The sequence below is a fragment of the Afifella sp. YEN Y35 genome (genome assembly GCF_047553465.1).
GTDB classification, from domain to species: Bacteria; Pseudomonadota; Alphaproteobacteria; order Rhizobiales; family Afifellaceae; genus Afifella; species Afifella aestuarii.
In genome coordinates this window covers 1338408-1358811 of record NZ_CP180203.1, presented here as the reverse complement: position 1 = coordinate 1358811, position 20404 = coordinate 1338408, and the positions used below count along the sequence as shown (strand labels likewise).

The window sequence follows — 20404 nt, the reverse complement described above, 5'->3', positions numbered from 1 at the left end:
GCGCTTGGTTTCAAGGGCAGCGCGCAGCTCGGCCTGCAACCGGTGGAGAACCGGAGGTGGACGACCGACAGGGCAAAGGAAGCCTTTTCGGATGCGCGCGATGAACCTAGCCGGCCATCCACCTGGACCGCCTAAAGATAGAGCAGATTCGTTAACGGTGCTGTGCCGTTTGCGACACATCTGCCTAGAAACTCGGCCTGCGCCAATTTAGCCGCCCATGCTTCATGTCCCGCCGGCAGTCGGGACGAGATCGCAGGGGCTTGCCAAAACCGAGGACGTCACTCTGGCTCTTCCGTTTCGTCGGGAGGTGGCCCAATTCTCGCGCGCAACAAAAAGGGGAGGCGGTGACCGCCTCCCCAGAGTGCTTTCGATGATGGCTCTGAGCCCGAAGGGGTCAGACCGAGTAGTACATCTCGAACTCGATCGGATGCGGGGTCTGCTCGTAGCGGATGTTCTGCTCGCGCAGGAGGTCGAGATAGGCCTCGATCTGATCCTCGTCGAAGACGCCACCGGCCGTCAGGAAGTCGTGATCGGCTTCCAGCGACGAGATCGCTTCACGCAGCGAGCCGCAAACCGTCGGGATGTCCTTCAGCTCCTCCGGCGGCAGATCGTAGAGGTCCTTGTCCATCGGGTCGCCCGGATGGATCCGGTTCTTGATACCGTCGAGGCCGGCCATCAGCATGGCGGAGAAGGCGAGATACGGGTTCGCCGCCGGATCCGGGAAGCGGATCTCCATGCGCTTCGCCTTCGGCGAATTGGTGTACGGGATACGGCAGGAGGCCGAGCGGTTGCGCGCCGAATAGGCGAGCAGCACCGGAGCCTCGTAGCCCGGGACCAGACGCTTATAGGAGTTGGTGGTCGGGTTCGTGAACGCGTTCAGCGCCTTGGCGTGCTTCAGGATGCCACCGATGTAGAAGAGGCATTCTTCCGAAAGATCGGCGTACTGGTTGCCGGCGAAGACCGGGTTGCCGTCCTTCCAGATCGACTGGTGGCAGTGCATGCCGGTGCCGTTGTCGCCGAAGACCGGCTTCGGCATGAAGGTCGCCGTCTTGCCGTAGGCCGCGGCCGTCTGATGGATGCAATATTTGTAGATCTGCAGCTTGTCGGCGACGCGTACGAGCGTGTCGAACTTCATGCCGAGCTCATGCTGAGCGGAACCGACCTCGTGATGGTGCTTTTCGACGTCGACGCCCATCTCGGCCATGTACATCAGCATGTCGGAGCGCAGGTCCTGGGCCGAATCGATCGGCGGCACCGGGAAATAGCCGCCCTTGGTGCGCACGCGGTGGCCCATATTGCCGCCTTCGTATTCCGTCCACTGATTGGTGGGCAGCTCGATGGAATCAAGCAGGAAGCCGGTGTTGTAAGGCGTGCAGGAGAAGCGCACGTCGTCGAAGATGAAGAATTCCGCTTCCGGACCGAAAAAGGCGGTGTCGCCGACGCCGGTCGACTGCAGATAGGCGAGGGCCTTCTTGGCCGTGGTGCGCGGATCGCGGTTGTAGGGCTCGCCCGTGGACGGCTCCAGGATGTCGCAGAAGATGGCGAGCGTCGGCTGCGCGAAGAACGGGTCGATGACGGCGGTGTCGGGATCCGGCATCAGCGTCATGTCGGACTCGTTGATGGCCTTCCAGCCGGCGATCGAAGAACCGTCGAACATGATGCCGTCGGCGAACATATCCTCGTCGACGATGGATACGTCCATGGTCACGTGCTGCATCTTACCGCGCGGGTCGGTGAAACGCAGGTCGACATATTTCACATCGTTGTCTTTGATCGATTTCAAGACATCGGAAGCATTGCTCATGAGTGTCACCTTCTAAATGGAATGGGGAAAGGGTGCGGCCATCGGAGAAGTGCCGGCCGCGACCGATCTCTAGATTGCCTCTGCGCCGGTTTCGCCCGTGCGGATGCGAATGGCTTCTTCGACGCTGGAGATGAAGATTTTTCCGTCGCCAATGCGACCGGTCTGCGCTGCGTTTCGGATGGCATCGACGGCCCGCTCGACAAGCTCGTCCGGCAGAACCACTTCGACCTTCACCTTGGGCAGGAAATCGACGACATATTCTGCACCGCGATAGAGCTCGGTATGGCCCTTCTGACGCCCGAAACCTTTGGCCTCGGTCACTGTGATGCCCTGCAGTCCGACTTCCTGCAACGCCTCCTTCACTTCATCGAGTTTGAACGGTTTTATGATCGCTTCGATCTTCTTCATATCAAGGGAAACTCCAGAGCCCGTGAGCGTCGTCGTCGCTCCGACCGCCCCTCAGCAGGAAGCGTGCCAGCCCGCTCTTGGCCGCGCGACGAGGCGCCTGCCGCTGCCAAGGCTAATTTTGCGGCGACGGATGACCGCTTTTTCCCCATTGGTGTGGCATAATAATGAGGCAACTGCACAATGCGTGATCATTTCTCTGCCCGGGATGCTCTCCACCTCCTCACTCCAGAGGAAATGGGGCGCGCCGACCGAGCTGCGATGGACGCCGGAATTTCCGGCCCTTTGCTCATGGAGAACGCCGGCGCGGCGGTCGCAGAACATGCACAGGCCATGTGCCCGCACCGCGGGCATGTCCTCGTTCTGGCCGGGCCCGGCAACAACGGAGGCGACGGCTTCGTCGCCGCACGTTGTCTCGCGGAGCGCGGTTATCGTGTCCGGCTTGCGCTCCTCGGTTCCCGCGAAAAACTGTCAGGTGACGCGGCGAGCGCCGCTTCGCGATGGCCGGGAGAGATCGAGCCGCTGTTGGCCGGGATCGATCTGTCCGCCGACCTCATCGTCGATGCGCTTTTCGGGGCGGGTCTCGGACGTCCGCTCGACGGGGAGGTGGCCGCTCTCGTCGAGGCGGTCAATGCGAGCGAACGACCGGTTCTGGCCGTCGACCTCCCAAGCGGCATCGATGGTCGTACCGGAGGCGTTCGCGGAGCGGCCTTCAAGGCGGCAAGGACCGTGACCTTCTTCCGCGAGAAGCCCGGACACCTCCTGTTGCCCGGGCGTCTCCATTGCGGGGAGATCCATGTGGCCGACATCGGCATCCCGGGCGCGGTGCTGCCGGGTCTTTCGCTCCGCCTGTGGCGCAATCATCCAGGCCTGTGGCGCACCGTTCTGCCGCTCCCGGGTGTGGAGGGACACAAATACGCCCGCGGCCACGCCGTCGTCGTCTCAGGGCCGGCCCATGCGACGGGAGCCGCGCGCCTGGCGGCGCGGGCCGCTCTGCGGGCGGGGGCGGGTCTCGTCAGTATGGCGGCGGAGGAAGATGCCATTCCGGCGCTTGCGGCCCACCTCACTGCAATCATGATCAAGAAGGCGGACGGCTCTGGAGGTCTGGCCGAGCTTCTTGCGGATACGCGCCTCAACGCCGTGGTGATCGGGCCGGGCGCCGGGGTGGGGAAGGCGACATGCGAACGTGTGATCGCCTGCCTGAAGAGCGAGGCGGTCGTCGTCCTCGACGCCGATGCCGTGACGAGCTTCAAGGAGCATCCCGGCGGGCTCTTCGATGCGATCGCAGGCCGCTCGGCTCCGGTCTTGATGACGCCGCATGCGGGCGAGTTTTCGCGGCTTTTTCCTGATCTCGTGAAGGAGGACGACAAGGTCGAGAGGACACGCAAGGCCGCCGAGCGAGCCGGAGCGGTCGTCATTCTCAAGGGCGCGGACACGGTCGTGGCCGCCCCTGACGGTCGGGCTGCGATTTCCGCGCAGGATGTTCCATGGCTCGCGACGGCCGGGACGGGCGACGTTCTCGCTGGCATGATCGCGGGGCTTGCCGCCCAAAGAATGCCGGCCTTCGAAGCCGCATGCGCTGCGGTTTGGATGCATGCCGATGCGGCACACCGTTTTGGGCCGGGCCTGATTTCGGAAGATTTATCGGAGATGCTGCCCGCGGTGTGGTCGCAGCTCGCATCTGAATGCTGCGCTGATTAACCACAGGCGAACCGGGGGATTTCGTTAAACTCCGGTTTACGCTAAGAGAGGACGTGTGGGCAGGTGACGTGATGTGTCGTCGGTTGCCACGGCAAGCTTCAAGACTCACTGCACAATGATTGGTCCTCAGCCCTCTTCGGAGGGCTTTTCTTTTGGCGGTTGCGCGCCACCTTGTGCGCGGACAAAGACATGATATAGAGCCCCAACCTTGGCAGGGCGCGCCAGCTCTTGAAGGTGGCGGGCGTGGTGGAACTGGTAGACACGCTTGGTTTAGGTCCAAGTGCCTAACAGCTTGGGGGTTCGAGTCCCTCCGCCCGCACCACGTCACCCGACGCTTGACGGCGCGAACCGCTTACATCTCAACTTCAGGCAATCAAGCGGCGAGTTTCGCCTGAGCATCAGGAAGCGACAATGGATATCAACGAGACCCTCTCCGACGGCCTCAAGCGCGAATTGAAGGTTACCGTTCCGGCCGGCGAATTGAACGATCGGCTGGCTGCGCGCCTGGATCAGCTGCGGGGACAGGTCCGCCTCAAGGGCTTCCGCCCTGGCAAAGTCCCGACCGAGCATCTGCGCCGGCTCTATGGCAAGGCCGCGATGGCGGAAATCGTCGAGAACATCGTTGCCGAGACGACACGTACGGCCATCAACGAACGCGGTGAGAAGGCTGCCATGCAGCCGGAAATCGCCATGACCGATGATGAGGCGGAAGCCAACGAGATCTTGGCGGCCAATGCCGATCTGACCTTCACGGTGAATTACGAGGTTCTGCCCGAATTCGAGATCGCCGAGATCAAAGGCATCAAGATCGAGCGCCCGATCGCCGAAGTGCCGGATGAAGAGGTCGATGAGCGCCTGAACGCCATCGGCGAAGGAAGCCGCACCTACGAGGCGGTGAAGCGCAAGGCCAAGGACGGCGACCGCATCACGATCGGCTTCGTCGGCAAGATCGATGGCGAAGTCTTCGACGGCGGCAGCGACGACAACACCCAGATCGTCATCGGCTCCGGCCAGTTCATCCCGGGCTTCGAAGAGAAGCTGAAGGGCGTGAAGGAAGGCGACGAGAAGACGATCGAGGTCACCTTCCCGGAGGACTATCCCTCTGAGAAGCTTGCCGGAAAGCCGGCCACGTTCGATGTCACGGTCAAGGAAGTGGCCGCTCCGCAGGAGCTGAAGCTGGACGATGAGTTCGCGCAGAAGCTCGGTGTCGAATCGCTCGACAAGCTGAAGGAAGCCGTCCGCGCCCAGCTCGAAAGCGAATACGGTTCTGCTACCCGCCAGCGTGTGAAGCGTCAGCTCCTCGACGCGCTCGACGAGAAGCACGAATTCCCGCTTCCGGAAAAGCTGGTCGAGCAGGAGTTCGAGAACATCTGGCGGCAGGTGATGCACGATGTGGAGCATCACGGCCGTTCCTTCGAGGATGAAGGCACGACGGAAGAAGAAGCGCGGGCGGAGTACCGCACCATTGCCGAACGCCGTGTGCGTCTCGGTCTCGTCCTGTCGAAGATCGGCGAAGAGGCGAAGGTCGAGGTCGGCGAGGAAGAGCTGCAGCGCGCTCTCTACGAGCAGGTTCGCCGCTTCCCGGGTCAGGAACAGCAGGTGATCGAGCACTACCGCAACAATCCGGAAGCGGTGCAGGCGCTTCGCGCTCCGATTTTTGAGGAGAAGGTCGTCGACTACATGCTCGAGCTCGCTGACGTCACCGACAAGACGGTGTCACGTGAGGAGCTGCTTGCCGATGACGACGAAGATGACCACCATCATCACGACCACGATCACTGATAGGTGACCAAATGGGCGTGTGGCGCAGTCGACGCTGCGTCACCGCACCACGCAGGCCGCGCATCGCGCGGCCTTTTTTCCGCCAAGTCGGGCGTCATGTTTTACGGGGCTTTGGCAGATTGCTAAGAACCCCCTAAATTAGGACGAATCGTATCCCCGTGCCCGCGCCGCCGCGGGCAGAGCAAAGGCCTCCCATGAAAGATCCCGTTGAAACCTACATGAACCTCGTCCCCATGGTCGTGGAGCAGACCAACCGGGGTGAGCGCGCCTACGATATCTTCTCGCGCCTTCTGAAGGAGCGCATCATTTTCGTGACGGGCATGATCGAGGATCACATGGCGACCCTCGTCTGTGCCCAGCTCCTTTTCCTCGAGGCGGAGAACCCTAAAAAGGAGATCAGCCTCTACATCAATTCGCCGGGCGGTGTCGTGACCTCCGGCTTTGCGATGTACGACACGATGCAGTTCATCAAGCCGGCTGTGTCGACCTTGTGCATCGGGCAGGCTGCTTCGATGGGCTCGCTGCTTCTGTGCGCCGGTGAAAAGGATATGCGCTTTGCCGTTCCCAATGCCCGCATCATGGTGCACCAGCCCTCGGGCGGCTTCCAGGGGCAGGCCTCGGATATCGAGCGCCACGCCGAGGATATTATCAAAATGAAGCGCCGGCTGAACGAAATCTACGTCAAGCACACAGGTCAGAACTATGAGACGGTTGAGCGGACGCTCGATCGTGACTATTTCATGACGGCTGAGCAGGCGCAGGAGTTCGGATTGATCGATCGCGTGATCACGAGCCGGGCGATGACGGAGACCGAGGGGCAAGGTTGACGTTGCAAGCGTCACGCAGGCTAGAAGCTGTTAAGTTTATCTTGAAACCGTACAGCCAAAGATGTTCGATGAAAGGGGCGTGCTGCTTCGCGGCAGCGCCTCGTGCCAGGCGCCGGAATGGCGGGCTGGCCCACCGGAGAGGTGACCGATGAGCAAAATCAGCGGTAACAGCGGGGACAGTAAGAACACGCTCTACTGCTCCTTCTGTGGCAAGAGCCAACACGAGGTGCGGAAGCTCATCGCGGGACCGACCGTGTTTATCTGCGACGAGTGTGTCGAGCTGTGCATGGACATCATCCGGGAGGAGAACAAATCCTCGCTGGTGAAGTCCGGCGACGGCGTGCCTTCGCCGCAAGAGATTTACAACGTCCTCAACGACTACGTGATCGGCCAGACGGGTGCCAAGAAGGTGCTCTCTGTCGCTGTCCACAACCATTACAAGCGCCTCAACCATGCGGCGCGCAACAATGATGTGGAGTTGGCGAAATCCAACATCCTCCTGATCGGCCCGACGGGTTGCGGCAAGACGCTGCTTGCGCAGACCTTGGCCCGCATTCTCGATGTGCCGTTCACCATGGCGGATGCGACGACGCTGACCGAGGCCGGTTACGTCGGTGAGGATGTCGAGAACATTATCCTGAAGCTGCTTCAGGCCGCCGATTACAATGTGGAACGTGCCCAGCGCGGCATCGTCTATATCGACGAGGTCGACAAGATTTCCCGCAAGTCCGACAACCCTTCGATCACCCGCGACGTGTCGGGCGAGGGCGTCCAGCAGGCCTTGCTGAAAATCATGGAAGGGACGGTCGCTTCCGTGCCGCCGCAGGGCGGACGCAAGCACCCGCAGCAGGAATTCCTCCAGGTCGACACGACGAACATCCTGTTCGTGTGCGGCGGCGCGTTCGCCGGTCTCGATCGCATCATTTCTGACCGTGGCCGCAAGACCTCGATCGGCTTCTCCGCCACCGTCGCGTCGCCGGACGATCGCAAGATCGGCGAGCTTCTGAGCCAGGTGGAGCCGGAGGATCTTCTGAAATTCGGTCTCATTCCGGAATTCGTCGGGCGTATGCCGGTCGTGGCGACGCTTGAGGACCTCGACGAGCCGGCTCTCGTCTCCATCCTGACGGAGCCGAAGAATGCGCTGGTGAAGCAGTATCAGCGGCTCTTCGAGATGGAGAATGTCGAGCTGACATTCCATGAGGACGCGCTTGCGGCGATTGCCCGCAAGGCGATCGAGCGCAAGACGGGCGCTCGGGGCCTGCGTTCCATCATGGAAGCGATCCTTCTGGAGACGATGTTCGATCTTCCGGGCCTCGACGGGGTGGAGGAGGTCGTCATCTCCGGCGACGTGGTCAACGGCAGCGCACGTCCGCTCTACATTTACTCGGAACGTCATTCCGAGACGCAGAACGCCGGTCGCTCGGCCTAGGAAAGCGGTGAGGGGCCTCAGGTTGACAACCGGGCCTCTCCTATCCACCTAACCGGGTAACGCAACAAGCTCGCTTCGAATGGTCGCGCCAGGTGTGTGGCTTGTCATTTTGTCTGCGCCCAAAAGTGATCCCGTGAGCGAGTACTCTTTACACTGAGATTTCGTCGGATCGACCGGCGAACGCGAAGGAATCCTTATGACAGAACCCACTGGTTTCCTCGGATCTGCTGAAGGGAACGGGGTTTATCCCGTCCTTCCTCTTCGCGACATCGTTGTCTTCCCGCACATGATCGTGCCGCTCTTCGTCGGGCGGGAAAAGTCGATCAATGCCCTGGAAGAGGTGATGCGGGCAGATAAGATGATCCTGCTGGCCACCCAGAAAGACGCCAGCGACGAGGATCCGTCTCCCGAACGTATTTACGAGGTCGGCACGCTCGCCTCGGTTCTGCAGCTTTTGAAATTGCCCGACGGTACCGTGAAGGTGCTGGTCGAGGGGCGCAGCCGCGCGTCCATCAAGCGCTTCAGTGATCGCAAGGACATCTTCGAGGCCGAGGCCGAAGAGATTCCGGAGACGCTGGGCGACGAGGTGGAAGTCGAGGCGCTGTCGCGCTCCGTGGTCGCGGAGTTCGAGAACTACGTGAAGCTCAACAAGAAGGTGAGCCCGGAAGTTCTGACCGCCGTCGCCAACATCGAGGATTATGCCAAGCTCGCCGATACGGTGGCGTCGCATCTCGCCATTCGCATTCCGGAGAAGCAGGAAATCCTGGCTCTCACTTCTGCGACCGACCGCCTCGAAAAGGTGCTCGGCCTGATGGAGAGCGAGATCTCCGTCCTGCAGGTGGAGAAGCGCATCCGCTCGCGCGTCAAGCGCCAGATGGAGAAGACGCAGCGCGAGTACTACCTCAACGAGCAGATGAAGGCGATCCAGAAGGAGCTCGGCGATTCGGAAGACGGACGCGACGAGCTGCGCGAGCTGGAAGACCGCATCGGCAAGACAAAACTCTCCAAGGAGGCCCGCGAAAAGGCCGAGGCGGAGATGAAGAAGCTGCGCCAGATGAGCCCGATGTCCGCCGAGGCGACCGTCGTGCGCAATTATCTGGATTGGCTGCTCAGCATTCCGTGGGGCAAGCGCACCAGGGTCAAGAACGATCTCGGTCATGCCGAGGCCGTGCTCGAGACCGATCATTACGGTCTTGAGAAGGTCAAGGAGCGGATCGTCGAGTACCTTGCCGTGCAGAGCCGCGCCAACAAGCTGAAGGGGCCGATTCTGTGCCTCGTCGGACCTCCCGGCGTCGGCAAGACGTCGCTCGGCAAGTCGATCGCAAAAGCGACCGGCCGCAATTTCGTGCGGATGTCGCTGGGCGGCGTTCGTGACGAAGCGGAAATCCGCGGCCACAGGCGCACCTATATCGGCTCGATGCCCGGCAAGGTGATCCAGTCGATGCGCAAGGCGAAGAAGTCCAACCCGCTCTTCCTGCTCGACGAGATCGACAAGATGGGCATGGATTTCCGTGGCGATCCGTCGTCGGCGCTGCTCGAGGTGCTCGATCCTGAGCAGAACGCAACCTTCATGGACCACTATCTGGAGGTCGAGTACGACCTGTCGGACGTGATGTTCGTGACGACCGCGAATACGCTCAACATCCCGCCGGCCTTGATGGACCGGATGGAGATCATTCGCATCGCCGGTTACACCGAGGATGAGAAGGTCGAGATCGCCCGGCGCCATCTCTTGCCGAAATCGGAAAAGGATCACGGCCTCAGGAAGGGCGAGTTCTCGATCGACGATGAGGCTCTGCGGACGGTGATTCGTCGCTATACGCGGGAAGCTGGCGTCAGAAATCTCGAGCGCGAGCTCGCCACGCTCGCCCGCAAGGCGGTGAAGAAGCTTCTGACGAGCGACGAAAAGAAGGTCGCGATCACCTCAGACAATCTCGCCGATTATCTGGGTGTGGCCCGGTACCGATTCGGTGAAGCCGAAAGGGAGGACATGACCGGTGTCGTCACCGGTCTTGCCTGGACCGAAGTCGGCGGCGATCTCCTCACGATCGAGGGTGTCATGATGCCCGGCAAGGGCAAGATGACCGTCACCGGCAACCTTCGCGATGTGATGAAGGAATCGATTTCCGCAGCGGCGTCCTATGTGCGCTCGCGGGCCGTCGATTTCGGCATCGAGCCGCCATTGTTCGATCGGCGCGATATCCACGTGCATGTGCCCGAGGGTGCGACGCCGAAGGATGGACCGTCGGCCGGTATCGCGATGGTGACGGCGATCGTTTCGGTGATGACGGGCATTCCGGTCCGTCGCGATGTGGCCATGACCGGCGAGATCACCTTGCGTGGCCGTGTTCTGCCGATCGGCGGGCTGAAGGAAAAGCTCCTGGCGGCTCTGCGTGGCGGCATCAAGACCGTGCTCATCCCGGAAGACAATGCCAAGGATTTGGCGGAGATTCCGGACAACGTGAAGAGCGGCCTTGAGATCATTCCGGTTGCCCGCATGGACGATGTCCTGCGGCACGCATTGGTCCGGGAGCCGGAGCCGATCGTGTGGAGCGAAGTGGAAAGCGAACCAAAACGCTCTGACGTCGCCGATGATGACAACGCAGCAACGATGATTGCGCACTGAGTGCGCTTGAACTTCAGGCGGCCCGGAACCTTCCGGGCCGTTTTGTCGTTCAAAGTTGCGGAAATGCCCAGTTTTCTTGAAGATTTTGCAGATTTTCCGGGCTCTGGCGCTTGCCCCAGGCGTTAATGTGACGCAGAGAATCGCCATCTCGACAAAGGGAGAATGAGAATGAACAAGGGTGAATTGGCCGCTGCGGTGGCAGAGAAGACGGATCTGTCCAAGGCTCAGGCGACGGACGCTGTGGAAGCCGTTTTCGGCTGCATCACGGATGCCCTTAAGAAGGGCGAAGAGGTGCGCGTGCTTGGTTTCGGCAATTTCGCCATCTCGGAACGCGCCGCCAGCACGGGCCGCAATCCGCAGACCGGCGAAAAGATCGAAATCAAGGCTTCCAAGCAGGCCAAGTTCAAGCCGGGCAAGGGTTTGAAGGACGCCGTCAATAGCTGACGGCCTCGCTGTTTTGTTGAAAGGCCGACTTCTTCGGCCTTTTCGATTCCGTCTTCGCGGAATCCATTCTCTTCCAACAGACTTGTCATGAGCGACCGCCCTTTATACAGGGGGGCGGCGGGCGGTTAGCTCAGTTGGTAGAGCATCTCGTTTACACCGAGAGGGTCGGCAGTTCGAGCCTGTCACCGCCCACCACAATTCCGGAGTCAGCTTGCAACCAACGGCTTGCTGGCGCCGGCTTCAGAAAGCTTCACCAATCGTTCGGTGTTCGCTTGACACAGACGGCGCAGTCACCTATCTCGCCGTCTCGCTGAGGGCCAAACCACTGGCCCGACGCCACCCGCGGGGGTGTAGCTCAGTTGGTTAGAGTGCCGGCCTGTCACGCCGGAGGTCGCGGGTTCGAGCCCCGTCACTCCCGCCATTTTTTCTCAGACCCAACCAACGTCTGAGAGATCCGCCGGAGAGAGAACATCTCTCTCCCCCGAAGGCGGAATTCTCCAAACCTCTTCTTCTCGATTGATCGGCCCATAGCGTTCGGATTGATGTCCAGGCGCCATCTCTGATGCCGTCGATTTGCGCGTGCCCGGCGGCCAGGGCGCACGGCACGTCGCCGATTCGGTTCGGCGGCTGGCGCCGAGAATCGAATCGCGAAAACTGGATTGCGAATTGCGAGACTGCATTGTTGTGCCTGTTCCGCCCGGTCCTGCACCCCGCCGACCTGCTTTACGCCTTCACCCGGCCCTGCAGGCCGCCAGGAGCGCGCAGGGCGCCGATCTCAATCTCGCGCGGGAAAAATGATGGCGCTGCCCCGCGAGCGCGTCTGTGACGCTCTGTGGGCTCCTCAGCTCGCGTCCCCCAATCGAGCGGTACCATCGCAGTCGGACCTTGCGCGCCCGGGGCTGCCGTCGTGGCACGATCGTGATGAGGTTCGGCCGGAGGCGAATTGCCGGCGGCGCCGCTCCGCGACATGCGTGACGAATGGCGGGACTGGAGGGGGGCTTGTAGGTCCCGGCGCCTCGGAATGGCGTCCTACGAAGCCCGATCTTATCGGCGCTCGCAGGAAGGTTCCGGAAATTAGAACGTGCCTAGACAAAGCCGATAAAAAATTATTAAAAATAATAATTATATATTGCGTCTGAGGGGAACAAGCATGGCGACCAGCATTCAGCAGGACATTACTTTCGTGATCGATACCACCGGAAGCATGTGGGAGGAAATCGACACGGTAAAAGAAAGCGTCACGTCTGTTATCGACGCGATTTTTGGCTCTGGTACAACTGATGCGCGCGTTGCGTTGGTCGCTTACAACGACCCGGATACTGAGGTTGTTCTGAATTTCACCAACGATACGAGCATTTCTGCGAGGGAGACGGCGGCACGTGAGGCGATTGAGAGCCTCTACGCATCCGGCGGGGGCGACCTCCCGGAACTCGTCAACGCAGGTCTTCTCCATGCGCTCGACGGCGATATTGGCGCCTGGCGCCCGGAAGCTGAAGCGCGGCGCATCATTCTGTTCGGCGACGCGCCTCCCAAAGACACCGACCTTCATGACGAAGTGGTGTCACTCGCCAACGGTCAGGATGTGCAGATCTACGGCGTCATCATCGGCGTTTCCGGCTCTGGCATCGACAGTGGCACCAAAGAGGCCTTCCAGGACCTGGCATCCGCGACCGGAGGGGGCGTGATTGAAGCGGAAACCACCGAGGACGTCGTTGATTCGCTTCTCTCGGTGATCCTGACCGGGACCGAACCTATCACCGGCACTTCTGGGGATGATGCGCTGAACGGCGGTATCGGCTTTGATACTCTGATCGGCGGAGGCGGAGCCGACACGATCTCCGGGGCTGGCGGAAGCGATCAGATTTTCGGCGGACCAGGCGACGACGTGGAGTTCGGCGGGTCCGGCAATGATGTGATGTTCGGAGGCGGAGAAGCCGACAAGATTTGGAGCGGTGATGGGTCCGACCAGGCCTATGGCGCCGCCGGCAACGATGTCATCGGCGGTGGCAAGGGCGACGACATCCTGGGCGGCGGAACTGGCGCGGATTCCCTTTACGGCGGCGATGGCGACGACACGGTCTACGGCGGCTCTGACGCCTCTCGCGATGTGATCTACGGCGGGAGTGGCTCAGATGTGGCCTATATCGGAGCGGGTCACGACGTTCTGGTCGGCGGCGCGGACGACGACATTCTCGGCGCAGGCTCAGGCAATGACGAGGTTGCGGGCGGGGCCGGTGCGGATACGATCTACGGCGCTGCGGGCGATGATACGATTTTTGGTGGTGAGGACGACGACGTCATCTACGGTGGCTCGGGCAATGACGAGATCTACCTGGGATCCGATTCGTACTCGTATGACGTCTATGCCGCCGGACCCAACAATGGTGATGACACCGTCTATGGGTTCGAGGACGGGCGTGACCACATCGATCTCTCCGAGACCTCGATCGGCAGTTCGGCTGAGCTCGATGCAGCTCTTTCGACCGACGCCTCCGGCAATGTCGTCATCGCCTTCGCCGAGGGCGGCAGCATCACGATCGACGGCATCAGTGCTGGAGAGTTCAGCAGCTCGGACGTTTATTTCTGACTTCGCCGGCCTGGCCGCCTGCGGCTGACACAGCCTTTCCCGCCCGCAGATCTTATGCGGGTGGGGAAGGGGGCCTGAGGCCGTTCCTGGGGTCTCCCCGTCATCTCCCGTTTTTGCCCCTCTCATAAGGCGCGCATCTTGCGACGCGCGAACCTTGCTGGAAGCCGCCAACGTCCCGTCCACAATGACCATGGGCGCCGGCAGGTCGCGCCATAAATTCCGGGTTGCGAGAGGGATGTCTGGAAGAGGTCGGGTGAGGGGTGGAGCCGAGGCGAGCATGTTCGGCGCAATTGCGGTTCCGCCTGGCGGGTGAGGCGGCGCTCATCTATCTCGGCGCGCCGCTCGCCATCCATTGGATGGTGATCAACTGGCACATGCCGGTCTTCGCGTTGCTGACAGCGACGCTGCCTGCGATTCTTCTGATTTTCGCGGCGGATCGCTCGTTCCGTTGGCAGGATGCGTTCCGGCTGCATTGGCAGACCGGCGTCCTTCGCCGGATCCTGATTCTGTTCGTCGGAGCAGCCGCCTTTTTGACGGCTGCCACCGCCTGGCTTTTGCCGGACGGACTTTTCGGGTTGCCGCGGATCCACCCGCAGCTCTGGCTTCTGATCCTCGCCCTCTATCCTCTCCTGTCGGCGCTGCCGCAGGAGCTCATCTATCGGGTGTGGTTCTTCCATCGCTATCGTGGCCTCTTCGGGCGCCACGAGACGGTCGCCGTCGCGGCGAATGCTGCGCTCTTTGCCTTCGCCCACATCATTTTCGGCAGCGCGGTTTCCGTTGCCGGGACCTTCCTGTTGGGGCTTCTCCTGGCCTGGCGCTATGCGCAAGTGCGCTCTTTCTGGCCAGTTTGGTTGGAACATGCCCTCTATGGTGACCTCGTCTTCACCATCGGCCTCGGCCGGTACTTTTATCTGAGTGCTGGTGGATGAGACAGGGTTGCGCAGGACGATGCTCCGGTCTAACTCACACAGCGGTGCGATTGGAAAATCCCCTCCGCCGCACCCGGATGAACCATTGACGCTCTGACTTGCGCCAATACATACCGTCTACCGGGGATGGCCCGGTCGTTATGATGAACGAGCTTCTTCTCAGCTATCTGCCCATCGTCATTTTCATTGCGCTTGCGCTGGTTATCGGCCTGGCGCTGCTGGTTTCTCCATTTATCGTTGCCCACAGTGCGCCGGATCCGGAGAAGCTGTCGGCATACGAATGCGGCTTCAACGCCTTCGATGACGCCCGTATGAAATTCGATGTGCGGTTCTACCTGGTCGCCATCTTGTTCATCATCTTCGATCTCGAAGTGGCCTTTCTCTTCCCCTGGGCTGTGGCGTTCCACACCGTCGGTTGGTTCGGCTTCTGGTCGATGATGGTGTTTCTCGCCGTGCTTACGATTGGCTTCGTCTACGAATGGAAAAAGGGAGCTCTGGAATGGGATTGACCGACGCTCGCCCACGCATCGACGACCCGCATCCTCTTGGGCGCGAAGGCTCGTCGACGCTGCCGCGCCAGGGGGATCCCTTCTTCAGCGAGATCAACAATGAGCTCGCCGACAAGGGTTGGCTCGTCACCTCGACCGACGAGCTGATCAACTGGTCGCGCACGGGCTCATTGATGTGGATGACCTTCGGGCTCGCCTGTTGCGCCATCGAGATGATGCAGACGTCCGGCCCGCGCTATGACGTGGAGCGTTTCGGTTTTGCGCCGCGCGCCTCGCCGCGCCAGTCGGACGTGATGATCGTGGCAGGCACGCTGACCAACAAAATGGCCCCGGCGCTCAGGAAGGTTTACGACCAGATGCCTGAGCCGCGCTACGTCATCTCCATGGGCTCATGCGCCAATGGCGGCGGCTACTACCACTATTCCTATTCCGTGGTGCGGGGCTGCGACCGCGTCGTTCCGGTCGACATCTACGTGCCTGGTTGTCCGCCGACGGCGGAAGCGCTTCTGTACGGCGTGCTGCTTCTGCAGAAGAAGATTCGCCGCACTGGCACGATTGAGCGGTGACCGAGACCATGGCCGACACTGAAAGCCTGACGGATATCGCCTCTCACATTGCCGGACATCTCGGCGACCGCGTAGAAGATTCCGTCATCGCCTATGGCGAATTGACGATCACCGTCGACCCTGTCGACATCGTTCAGACCTTGCGCTTCCTGCGCGACGACGCGCGGCTGCAGTTCGTCTGTTTCATCGACGTCTGTGGCGTCGATTATCCTGCGCGCCGGCGCCGCTTCGACGTCGTCTATCATCTCTTGAGCCCACGCCAGAATGCGCGCATCCGCGTAAAAGTGCAGGCGGACGAGAATACGGCTGTACCGTCGGTCACCGAGGTGTTCCCGGGAGCGGATTGGTTTGAGCGCGAGGCTTACGACCTTTACGGCATTCTCTTCTCAGGCCATCCGGACCTTCGCCGCATCCTGACGGATTACGGCTTCCGGGGGCATCCGTTGCGCAAGGATTTTCCTCTGACGGGTTTCGTCGAGGTTCGCTACGACAACGAGCAGGCGCGCGTCGTCTACGAGCCGGTGAAGCTCCAACAGGAATTCCGGAGTTTCGATTTTCTATCCCCGTGGGAAGGGCCGGACTACGTTCTGCCCGGGGACGAGAAGGCGAGTTGAGCGAGGTGTCCCGCGCAGCAGCAGAGCGTGTCGCTGCCGGCGGTACGAGTTTTGCCCGCTGCTACAAGCGCATCCGAGCCGCCTCCAGCGCCGTGTCGACAACGGCAGAGCGGCGCGAAAGTGAAGCGCGCGCGCTTGGCGATCCTCTCGTCTCGAATCGCACCGGTGACAGCGTGCGGCCGAACGCCGGCGGCTCCATAAAGCCCGCGCCATTGCGCTGCCGGGTCATTCATCATCTCTCTTCAGGACCGACGTATCCTCATGCCCTCTGAAGCTGATCTCCGTAATTTCAACATCAACTTTGGACCGCAACATCCTGCTGCGCACGGTGTTTTGCGTCTTGTGCTGGAATTGGACGGCGAGGTCGTCAAGCGCGTCGATCCGCATATCGGCTTGCTGCATCGCGGCACCGAGAAGCTGATCGAATACAAGACCTATCTGCAGGCGGTGCCTTATTTCGATCGCCTCGATTACGTCGCGCCGATGAACCAGGAGCATGCGTTCGCGCTGGCTACGGAGCGCCTCCTGGGGCTGGAGGTTCCGAAGCGCGGTCAGATCATTCGTGTGCTCTATTCGGAGATCGGGCGCATTCTCTCCCATCTCTTGCACGTCGTGACGCATGCCCTTGACGTCGGGGCCCTGACGCCGCCGCTCTGGGGCTTTGAGGCGCGGGAAGTGCTGATGGGCTTCTATGAGCGGGCCTCGGGTGCGCGCATGCATGCGGCCTACTTCCGTCCGGGGGGCGTGCACCAGGATCTGCCGCCGCAGCTCATCGCCGATATCTACAATTACTGCGACCCGCTGTTGAAGGTTTGTGACGACCTTGAGGGGCTTCTCACCGAAAACCGCATTTTCAAGCAGCGCTGTGTCGACATCGGCGTCGTGACGCTCGACGAGGCCTGGCGGCGCGGCTTCTCGGGTGTCGTGCTGAGGAGCGCCGGTGTCGCGTGGGATCTGCGGAAATCTCAGCCTTACGACGGCTACGAGGAATATGATTTCGATATTCCCGTCGGTAAGAACGGCGACGTCTACGACCGGTACATCATCCACATGGACGAGATGCGTCAGGCCGTTCGCATCATGAAGCAATGTTGCGAGAAGCTGAATTCGCCCGAAGGTGCCGGCCCGGTGTCGGCCCAGGACGGCAAGGTGGTGCCGCCGAAGCGCGGACAGATGAAGCGTTCGATGGAAGCGCTCATCCATCACTTCAAGCTCTATACCGAGGGCTACCATGTACCGGCTGGCGAGGTTTACGCGCCGGTCGAGGCTCCAAAGGGTGAGTTCGGGGTCTACCTCGTCTCCGACGGCTCCAACAAACCTTACCGCTGCAAAATTCGAGCGCCGGGCTTCGTGCATCTGGCCGGCCTCGATTCGATTTCGCGAGGCCATATGCTTGCCGATATGTCGTCCGTGCTCGGCTCCATCGATGTCGTTTTTGGAGAGGTGGATCGCTGATGGCCGTTCGTCGTCTCGCTGAACAGCAGCCCGATTCCTTTGCGTTCACGCCCGAGAATACGTCTTGGGCGGAGAAGGAGATCGCCAAATATCCCGAAGGTCGGCAGGCTTCTGCCGTCATTTCGCTCCTCTGGCGCGCCCAGGAGCAGGAGGGGTGGGTGACGAAGCCGGCGATCGAGACGATCGCCCATATGCTTGCCATGCCGGAAATCCGCGTGTTGGAGGTCGCGACTTTCTACACGATGTTCCATCTCGCTCCCGTCGGCACCAAGGCGCATGTGCAGGTCTGCGGAACGACGCCGTGCATGTTGCGCGGCTCGGACGAGCTGAAGAAGGTGTGCCAGCGGCGGATCGCCGAGCACCCGCACGAAGTGTCCGCTGACGGCGCGTTTTCGTGGGAGGAGGTGGAATGCCTCGGTGCCTGCGTGAATGCACCGATGGTGCAGATTTTCTCCGATACCTACGAGGATCTGACGCCGGAGAGTTTTGAGGCGATTCTGGATGATTTCGCTGCCGGTCGCACACCACGTCCAGGCACCCAGGTCGATCGCCAGCATTCGGCGCCACAATCTGGCCTGACGAGCCTCACGGAAATCGATGGCGGTTCGGAGCAGGTTTTGCGCGAGCCGCCGCGCGGTGCTCCGGCTGACGGCAAGGCCCGCGAGCGGGTCGAGGGTCGCAACGGCGCATCCGTCGCTGCTGGGAAGCCGAACCCCGCCAACGAGGATCTTGCCGGAGGCGTTCCGGAAGAGCCGCAGCAGGCGGTCGGCCGTAACGAAGCCGCCGCCACGCCCAGTGGCAAGCAGGAACTTGCCGGTCGGCCGACGGGCTCTGGCCGTCCCGACGAAGAGGCAGCACGTTCCGAGCCCACGGATACGGGGTCGGAAAATCTTGGCGCGGAGCCCCATAAAGAGACCACCCAAGAGCAGGCCGAAAAAGGCGCAGGCCGGGAGCCAAACAAGGCTTCCCGCGACGCCTCAGGCGGGACGGACAAAAGTTGATGCGACCGAATGCGCCTTGCCCGATAGCCTCCGGGCTTCCTTGCTGCTGTGTCGGGATGAAGAGGAAATCCGATGCTCGCCGATAAAGACCGCATCTTCACGAACCTCTACGGCCTTTATGCCCCTGGTCTGAAGGCAGCCCAGAAGCGCGGCCAATGGGACGGGACGAAAGACCTGATCACCAAAGGCCGTGACTGGATCATCGACGAGATGAAGAAGTCGGGTCTGCGCGGCCGTGGCGGTGCCGGCTTCCCGACGGGTCTCAAATGGTCGTTCATGCCGAAGGAATCGGATGGACGTCCGCATTATCTCGTCGTCAATGCCGACGAATCGGAGCCCGGCACCTGCAAGGATCGTGAGATTATGCGTCACGATCCCCACACGCTGATCGAGGGATGTCTGATCGCCTCGTTCGCGATGAGCGCCCACACCTGTTACGTCTACGTGCGCGGCGAATATATCCGCGAGCGCGAGGCTCTGCAGCGCGCGATCGACGAGGCCTATGACGCGGGCCTCATCGGCAAGGACAATTCCTGCGGCTGGGATTTCGACATTTTCATCGCCCATGGCGCCGGCGCCTATATCTGCGGCGAAGAGACGGCGCTTCTGGAGAGCCTGGAAGGCAAGAAGGGCCAGCCGCGCCTGAAGCCGCCATTTCCGGCAAATGTGGGCCTGTATGGCTGCCCGACCACCGTCAACAACGTCGAATCGATCGCGGTTGCGCCGACGATTCTGCGGCGCGGCGGTGCGTGGTTTGCCGGCATCGGCAAGGAAAACAACACCGGTACAAAACTCTTCTGCGTGTCTGGCCACGTCAATCAGCCGTGCACTGTGGAAGAGGCGATGTCGGTGCCGTTCCGCGAGCTGATCGAACGGCATTGTGGCGGCATTCGTGGCGGCTGGGACAATCTTCTCGCGGTCATCCCGGGTGGCTCGTCGGTCCCCTGCGTGCCGGCGGACCAGATCATCGATTGCCCGATGGATTTCGATTCGCTGCGCGCTCTGAAATCGGGCCTCGGCACCGCGGCCGTCATCGTCATGGATAAGTCGACAGACATTGTTCGGGCGATCGCGCGGATCGCCTATTTCTACAAGCACGAGAGCTGCGGCCAGTGCACGCCGTGCCGCGAAGGCACGGGCTGGATGTGGCGCGTGCTCGAACGCATGGCGCGCGGCGAGGCGGAAAAGCGCGAGATCGACATGCTTCTGGAAGTGACCTACCAGGTCGAAGGCCATACCATCTGCGCGCTCGGCGACGCGGCGGCGTGGCCGGTTCAGGGCCTGATTCGGCATTTCCGCCCCGAGATCGAAAAGCGCATCGACCAGTACGCGGCCAATCCGAAGACGGAGAACAGGGTCGTTCTGGAGGCGGCGGAGTAGATTTGTTTGAGGTTGCGGCAACGATGAGAGGGATGCGCATGCAGAAGGACGATCAGCGATTCGGCGGTCTGCCTGCTGTCGCCGCGTGCGTGACCCGCAAAACGCTTGTCGATCTGCAAAATCCCGGGACCGACGGGGTAAAAGAGGCCGACGCTATTGGCGTCTCGCTTGAAATCATTCTAAACGAGCCCGGCATCGTTCATTTCCAAAAGATGGCAGATCGGGACGGGGCGGAGATCGCCTGGAACAACGGACATATTGACCGCAAGCGCTACATGGGGTGCAGCCGCTCGCTGCCGCATGCAGCGCCTTTGATGGCCGCCGGTCGGTGAAACGGCGACAGGC

The 20404-nt window shown here is 61.4% G+C and carries 17 protein-coding genes and 3 tRNA genes; 18 read left to right on the top strand and 2 right to left on the bottom strand.

Features of this window, described 5'->3' with window-relative positions; all coding sequences use genetic code 11:
- Positions 1 to 394 precede the first annotated feature (394 nt).
- Together glnA and ACK8CP_RS06540 are read right to left on the bottom strand one after the other, a co-directional pair.
- A complete protein-coding gene (glnA, locus tag ACK8CP_RS06545) occupies positions 395 to 1804 on the bottom strand; it encodes a type I glutamate--ammonia ligase (protein WP_234627835.1) in 1410 nt (469 codons plus the stop codon).
- 69 nt (positions 1805 to 1873) lie between these two features.
- A complete protein-coding gene (locus ACK8CP_RS06540) occupies positions 1874 to 2212 on the bottom strand; it encodes a P-II family nitrogen regulator (RefSeq protein ID WP_092812670.1) in 339 nt (112 codons plus the stop codon).
- A 180-nt stretch (positions 2213 to 2392) separates the two neighbouring features.
- Here ACK8CP_RS06540 and ACK8CP_RS06535 point away from each other — a divergent pair, with 180 nt between their 5' ends.
- From ACK8CP_RS06535 to ACK8CP_RS06450, 18 genes are all read left to right on the top strand, one after another.
- Positions 2393 to 3910: an NAD(P)H-hydrate dehydratase gene (locus ACK8CP_RS06535; RefSeq protein WP_414833725.1), complete on the top strand. Its 1518-nt coding sequence runs from the start codon at positions 2393 to 2395 to the stop codon at positions 3908 to 3910.
- A gap of 237 nt (positions 3911 to 4147) precedes the next feature.
- A tRNA-Leu gene (locus tag ACK8CP_RS06530) sits at positions 4148 to 4232 on the top strand.
- Between the two features lie 89 nt (positions 4233 to 4321).
- The gene (gene tig / locus ACK8CP_RS06525; RefSeq protein WP_414833724.1) at positions 4322 to 5692 is read left to right on the top strand and encodes a trigger factor; all 1371 of its coding nucleotides are present in this window, start codon (positions 4322 to 4324) and stop codon (positions 5690 to 5692) included.
- Between the two features lie 194 nt (positions 5693 to 5886).
- Positions 5887 to 6519: an ATP-dependent Clp protease proteolytic subunit gene (locus ACK8CP_RS06520; RefSeq protein ID WP_092812661.1), complete on the top strand. Its 633-nt coding sequence runs from the start codon at positions 5887 to 5889 to the stop codon at positions 6517 to 6519.
- 148 nt (positions 6520 to 6667) lie between these two features.
- Positions 6668 to 7948, top strand: a complete 1281-nt coding sequence (gene clpX / locus ACK8CP_RS06515) for an ATP-dependent Clp protease ATP-binding subunit ClpX (RefSeq protein WP_092812658.1) — start codon at positions 6668 to 6670, stop codon at positions 7946 to 7948.
- Between the two features lie 196 nt (positions 7949 to 8144).
- Positions 8145 to 10574 (top strand): endopeptidase La, encoded by a 2430-nt coding sequence (gene lon, locus ACK8CP_RS06510; protein WP_234627838.1) that lies wholly within the window; start codon positions 8145 to 8147, stop codon positions 10572 to 10574.
- Between the two features lie 168 nt (positions 10575 to 10742).
- Entirely contained in the window at positions 10743 to 11018 is a 276-nt protein-coding gene (locus ACK8CP_RS06505) for an HU family DNA-binding protein (RefSeq protein WP_092812652.1), read from the top strand.
- Positions 11019 to 11137: 119 nt separating this feature from the next.
- Positions 11138 to 11213 (top strand) — tRNA-Val (locus ACK8CP_RS06500).
- Between the two features lie 149 nt (positions 11214 to 11362).
- Positions 11363 to 11439, top strand: a tRNA-Asp gene (locus ACK8CP_RS06495).
- 729 nt (positions 11440 to 12168) lie between these two features.
- The gene (locus tag ACK8CP_RS06490) at positions 12169 to 13605 is read left to right on the top strand and encodes a VWA domain-containing protein (RefSeq protein WP_414833723.1); all 1437 of its coding nucleotides are present in this window, start codon (positions 12169 to 12171) and stop codon (positions 13603 to 13605) included.
- 290 nt (positions 13606 to 13895) lie between these two features.
- Positions 13896 to 14534 carry a type II CAAX prenyl endopeptidase Rce1 family protein gene (locus tag ACK8CP_RS06485; RefSeq protein ID WP_234627840.1) on the top strand — a complete coding sequence of 213 codons (639 nt, stop codon included), beginning with the start codon at positions 13896 to 13898 and terminating at the stop codon, positions 14532 to 14534.
- Between the two features lie 143 nt (positions 14535 to 14677).
- Positions 14678 to 15043, top strand: a complete 366-nt coding sequence (locus ACK8CP_RS06480; protein WP_092812819.1) for an NADH-quinone oxidoreductase subunit A — start codon at positions 14678 to 14680, stop codon at positions 15041 to 15043.
- Entirely contained in the window at positions 15034 to 15609 is a 576-nt protein-coding gene (locus tag ACK8CP_RS06475) for a NuoB/complex I 20 kDa subunit family protein (protein WP_370642296.1), read from the top strand. Before ACK8CP_RS06480 ends, ACK8CP_RS06475 begins: the two co-directional genes overlap by 10 nt.
- A gap of 8 nt (positions 15610 to 15617) precedes the next feature.
- A complete protein-coding gene (locus ACK8CP_RS06470; protein WP_234629315.1) occupies positions 15618 to 16223 on the top strand; it encodes an NADH-quinone oxidoreductase subunit C in 606 nt (201 codons plus the stop codon).
- A gap of 261 nt (positions 16224 to 16484) precedes the next feature.
- On the top strand, positions 16485 to 17678 hold the full coding sequence (locus ACK8CP_RS06465) for an NADH-quinone oxidoreductase subunit D (protein WP_234627841.1): 1194 nt from the start codon (positions 16485 to 16487) through the stop codon (positions 17676 to 17678).
- Complete coding sequence (nuoE, locus tag ACK8CP_RS06460; protein ID WP_414833722.1) at positions 17678 to 18679, top strand: NADH-quinone oxidoreductase subunit NuoE; 1002 nt, start codon at positions 17678 to 17680, stop codon at positions 18677 to 18679. The genes ACK8CP_RS06465 and nuoE overlap by 1 nt, the downstream gene beginning before the upstream one ends.
- Positions 18680 to 18751: 72 nt before the next feature.
- The gene (gene nuoF, locus ACK8CP_RS06455) at positions 18752 to 20059 is read left to right on the top strand and encodes an NADH-quinone oxidoreductase subunit NuoF (RefSeq protein ID WP_414833721.1); all 1308 of its coding nucleotides are present in this window, start codon (positions 18752 to 18754) and stop codon (positions 20057 to 20059) included.
- Positions 20060 to 20097: 38 nt separating this feature from the next.
- Complete coding sequence (locus ACK8CP_RS06450; RefSeq protein ID WP_414833720.1) at positions 20098 to 20391, top strand: hypothetical protein; 294 nt, start codon at positions 20098 to 20100, stop codon at positions 20389 to 20391.
- Positions 20392 to 20404: the final 13 nt, after the last annotated feature.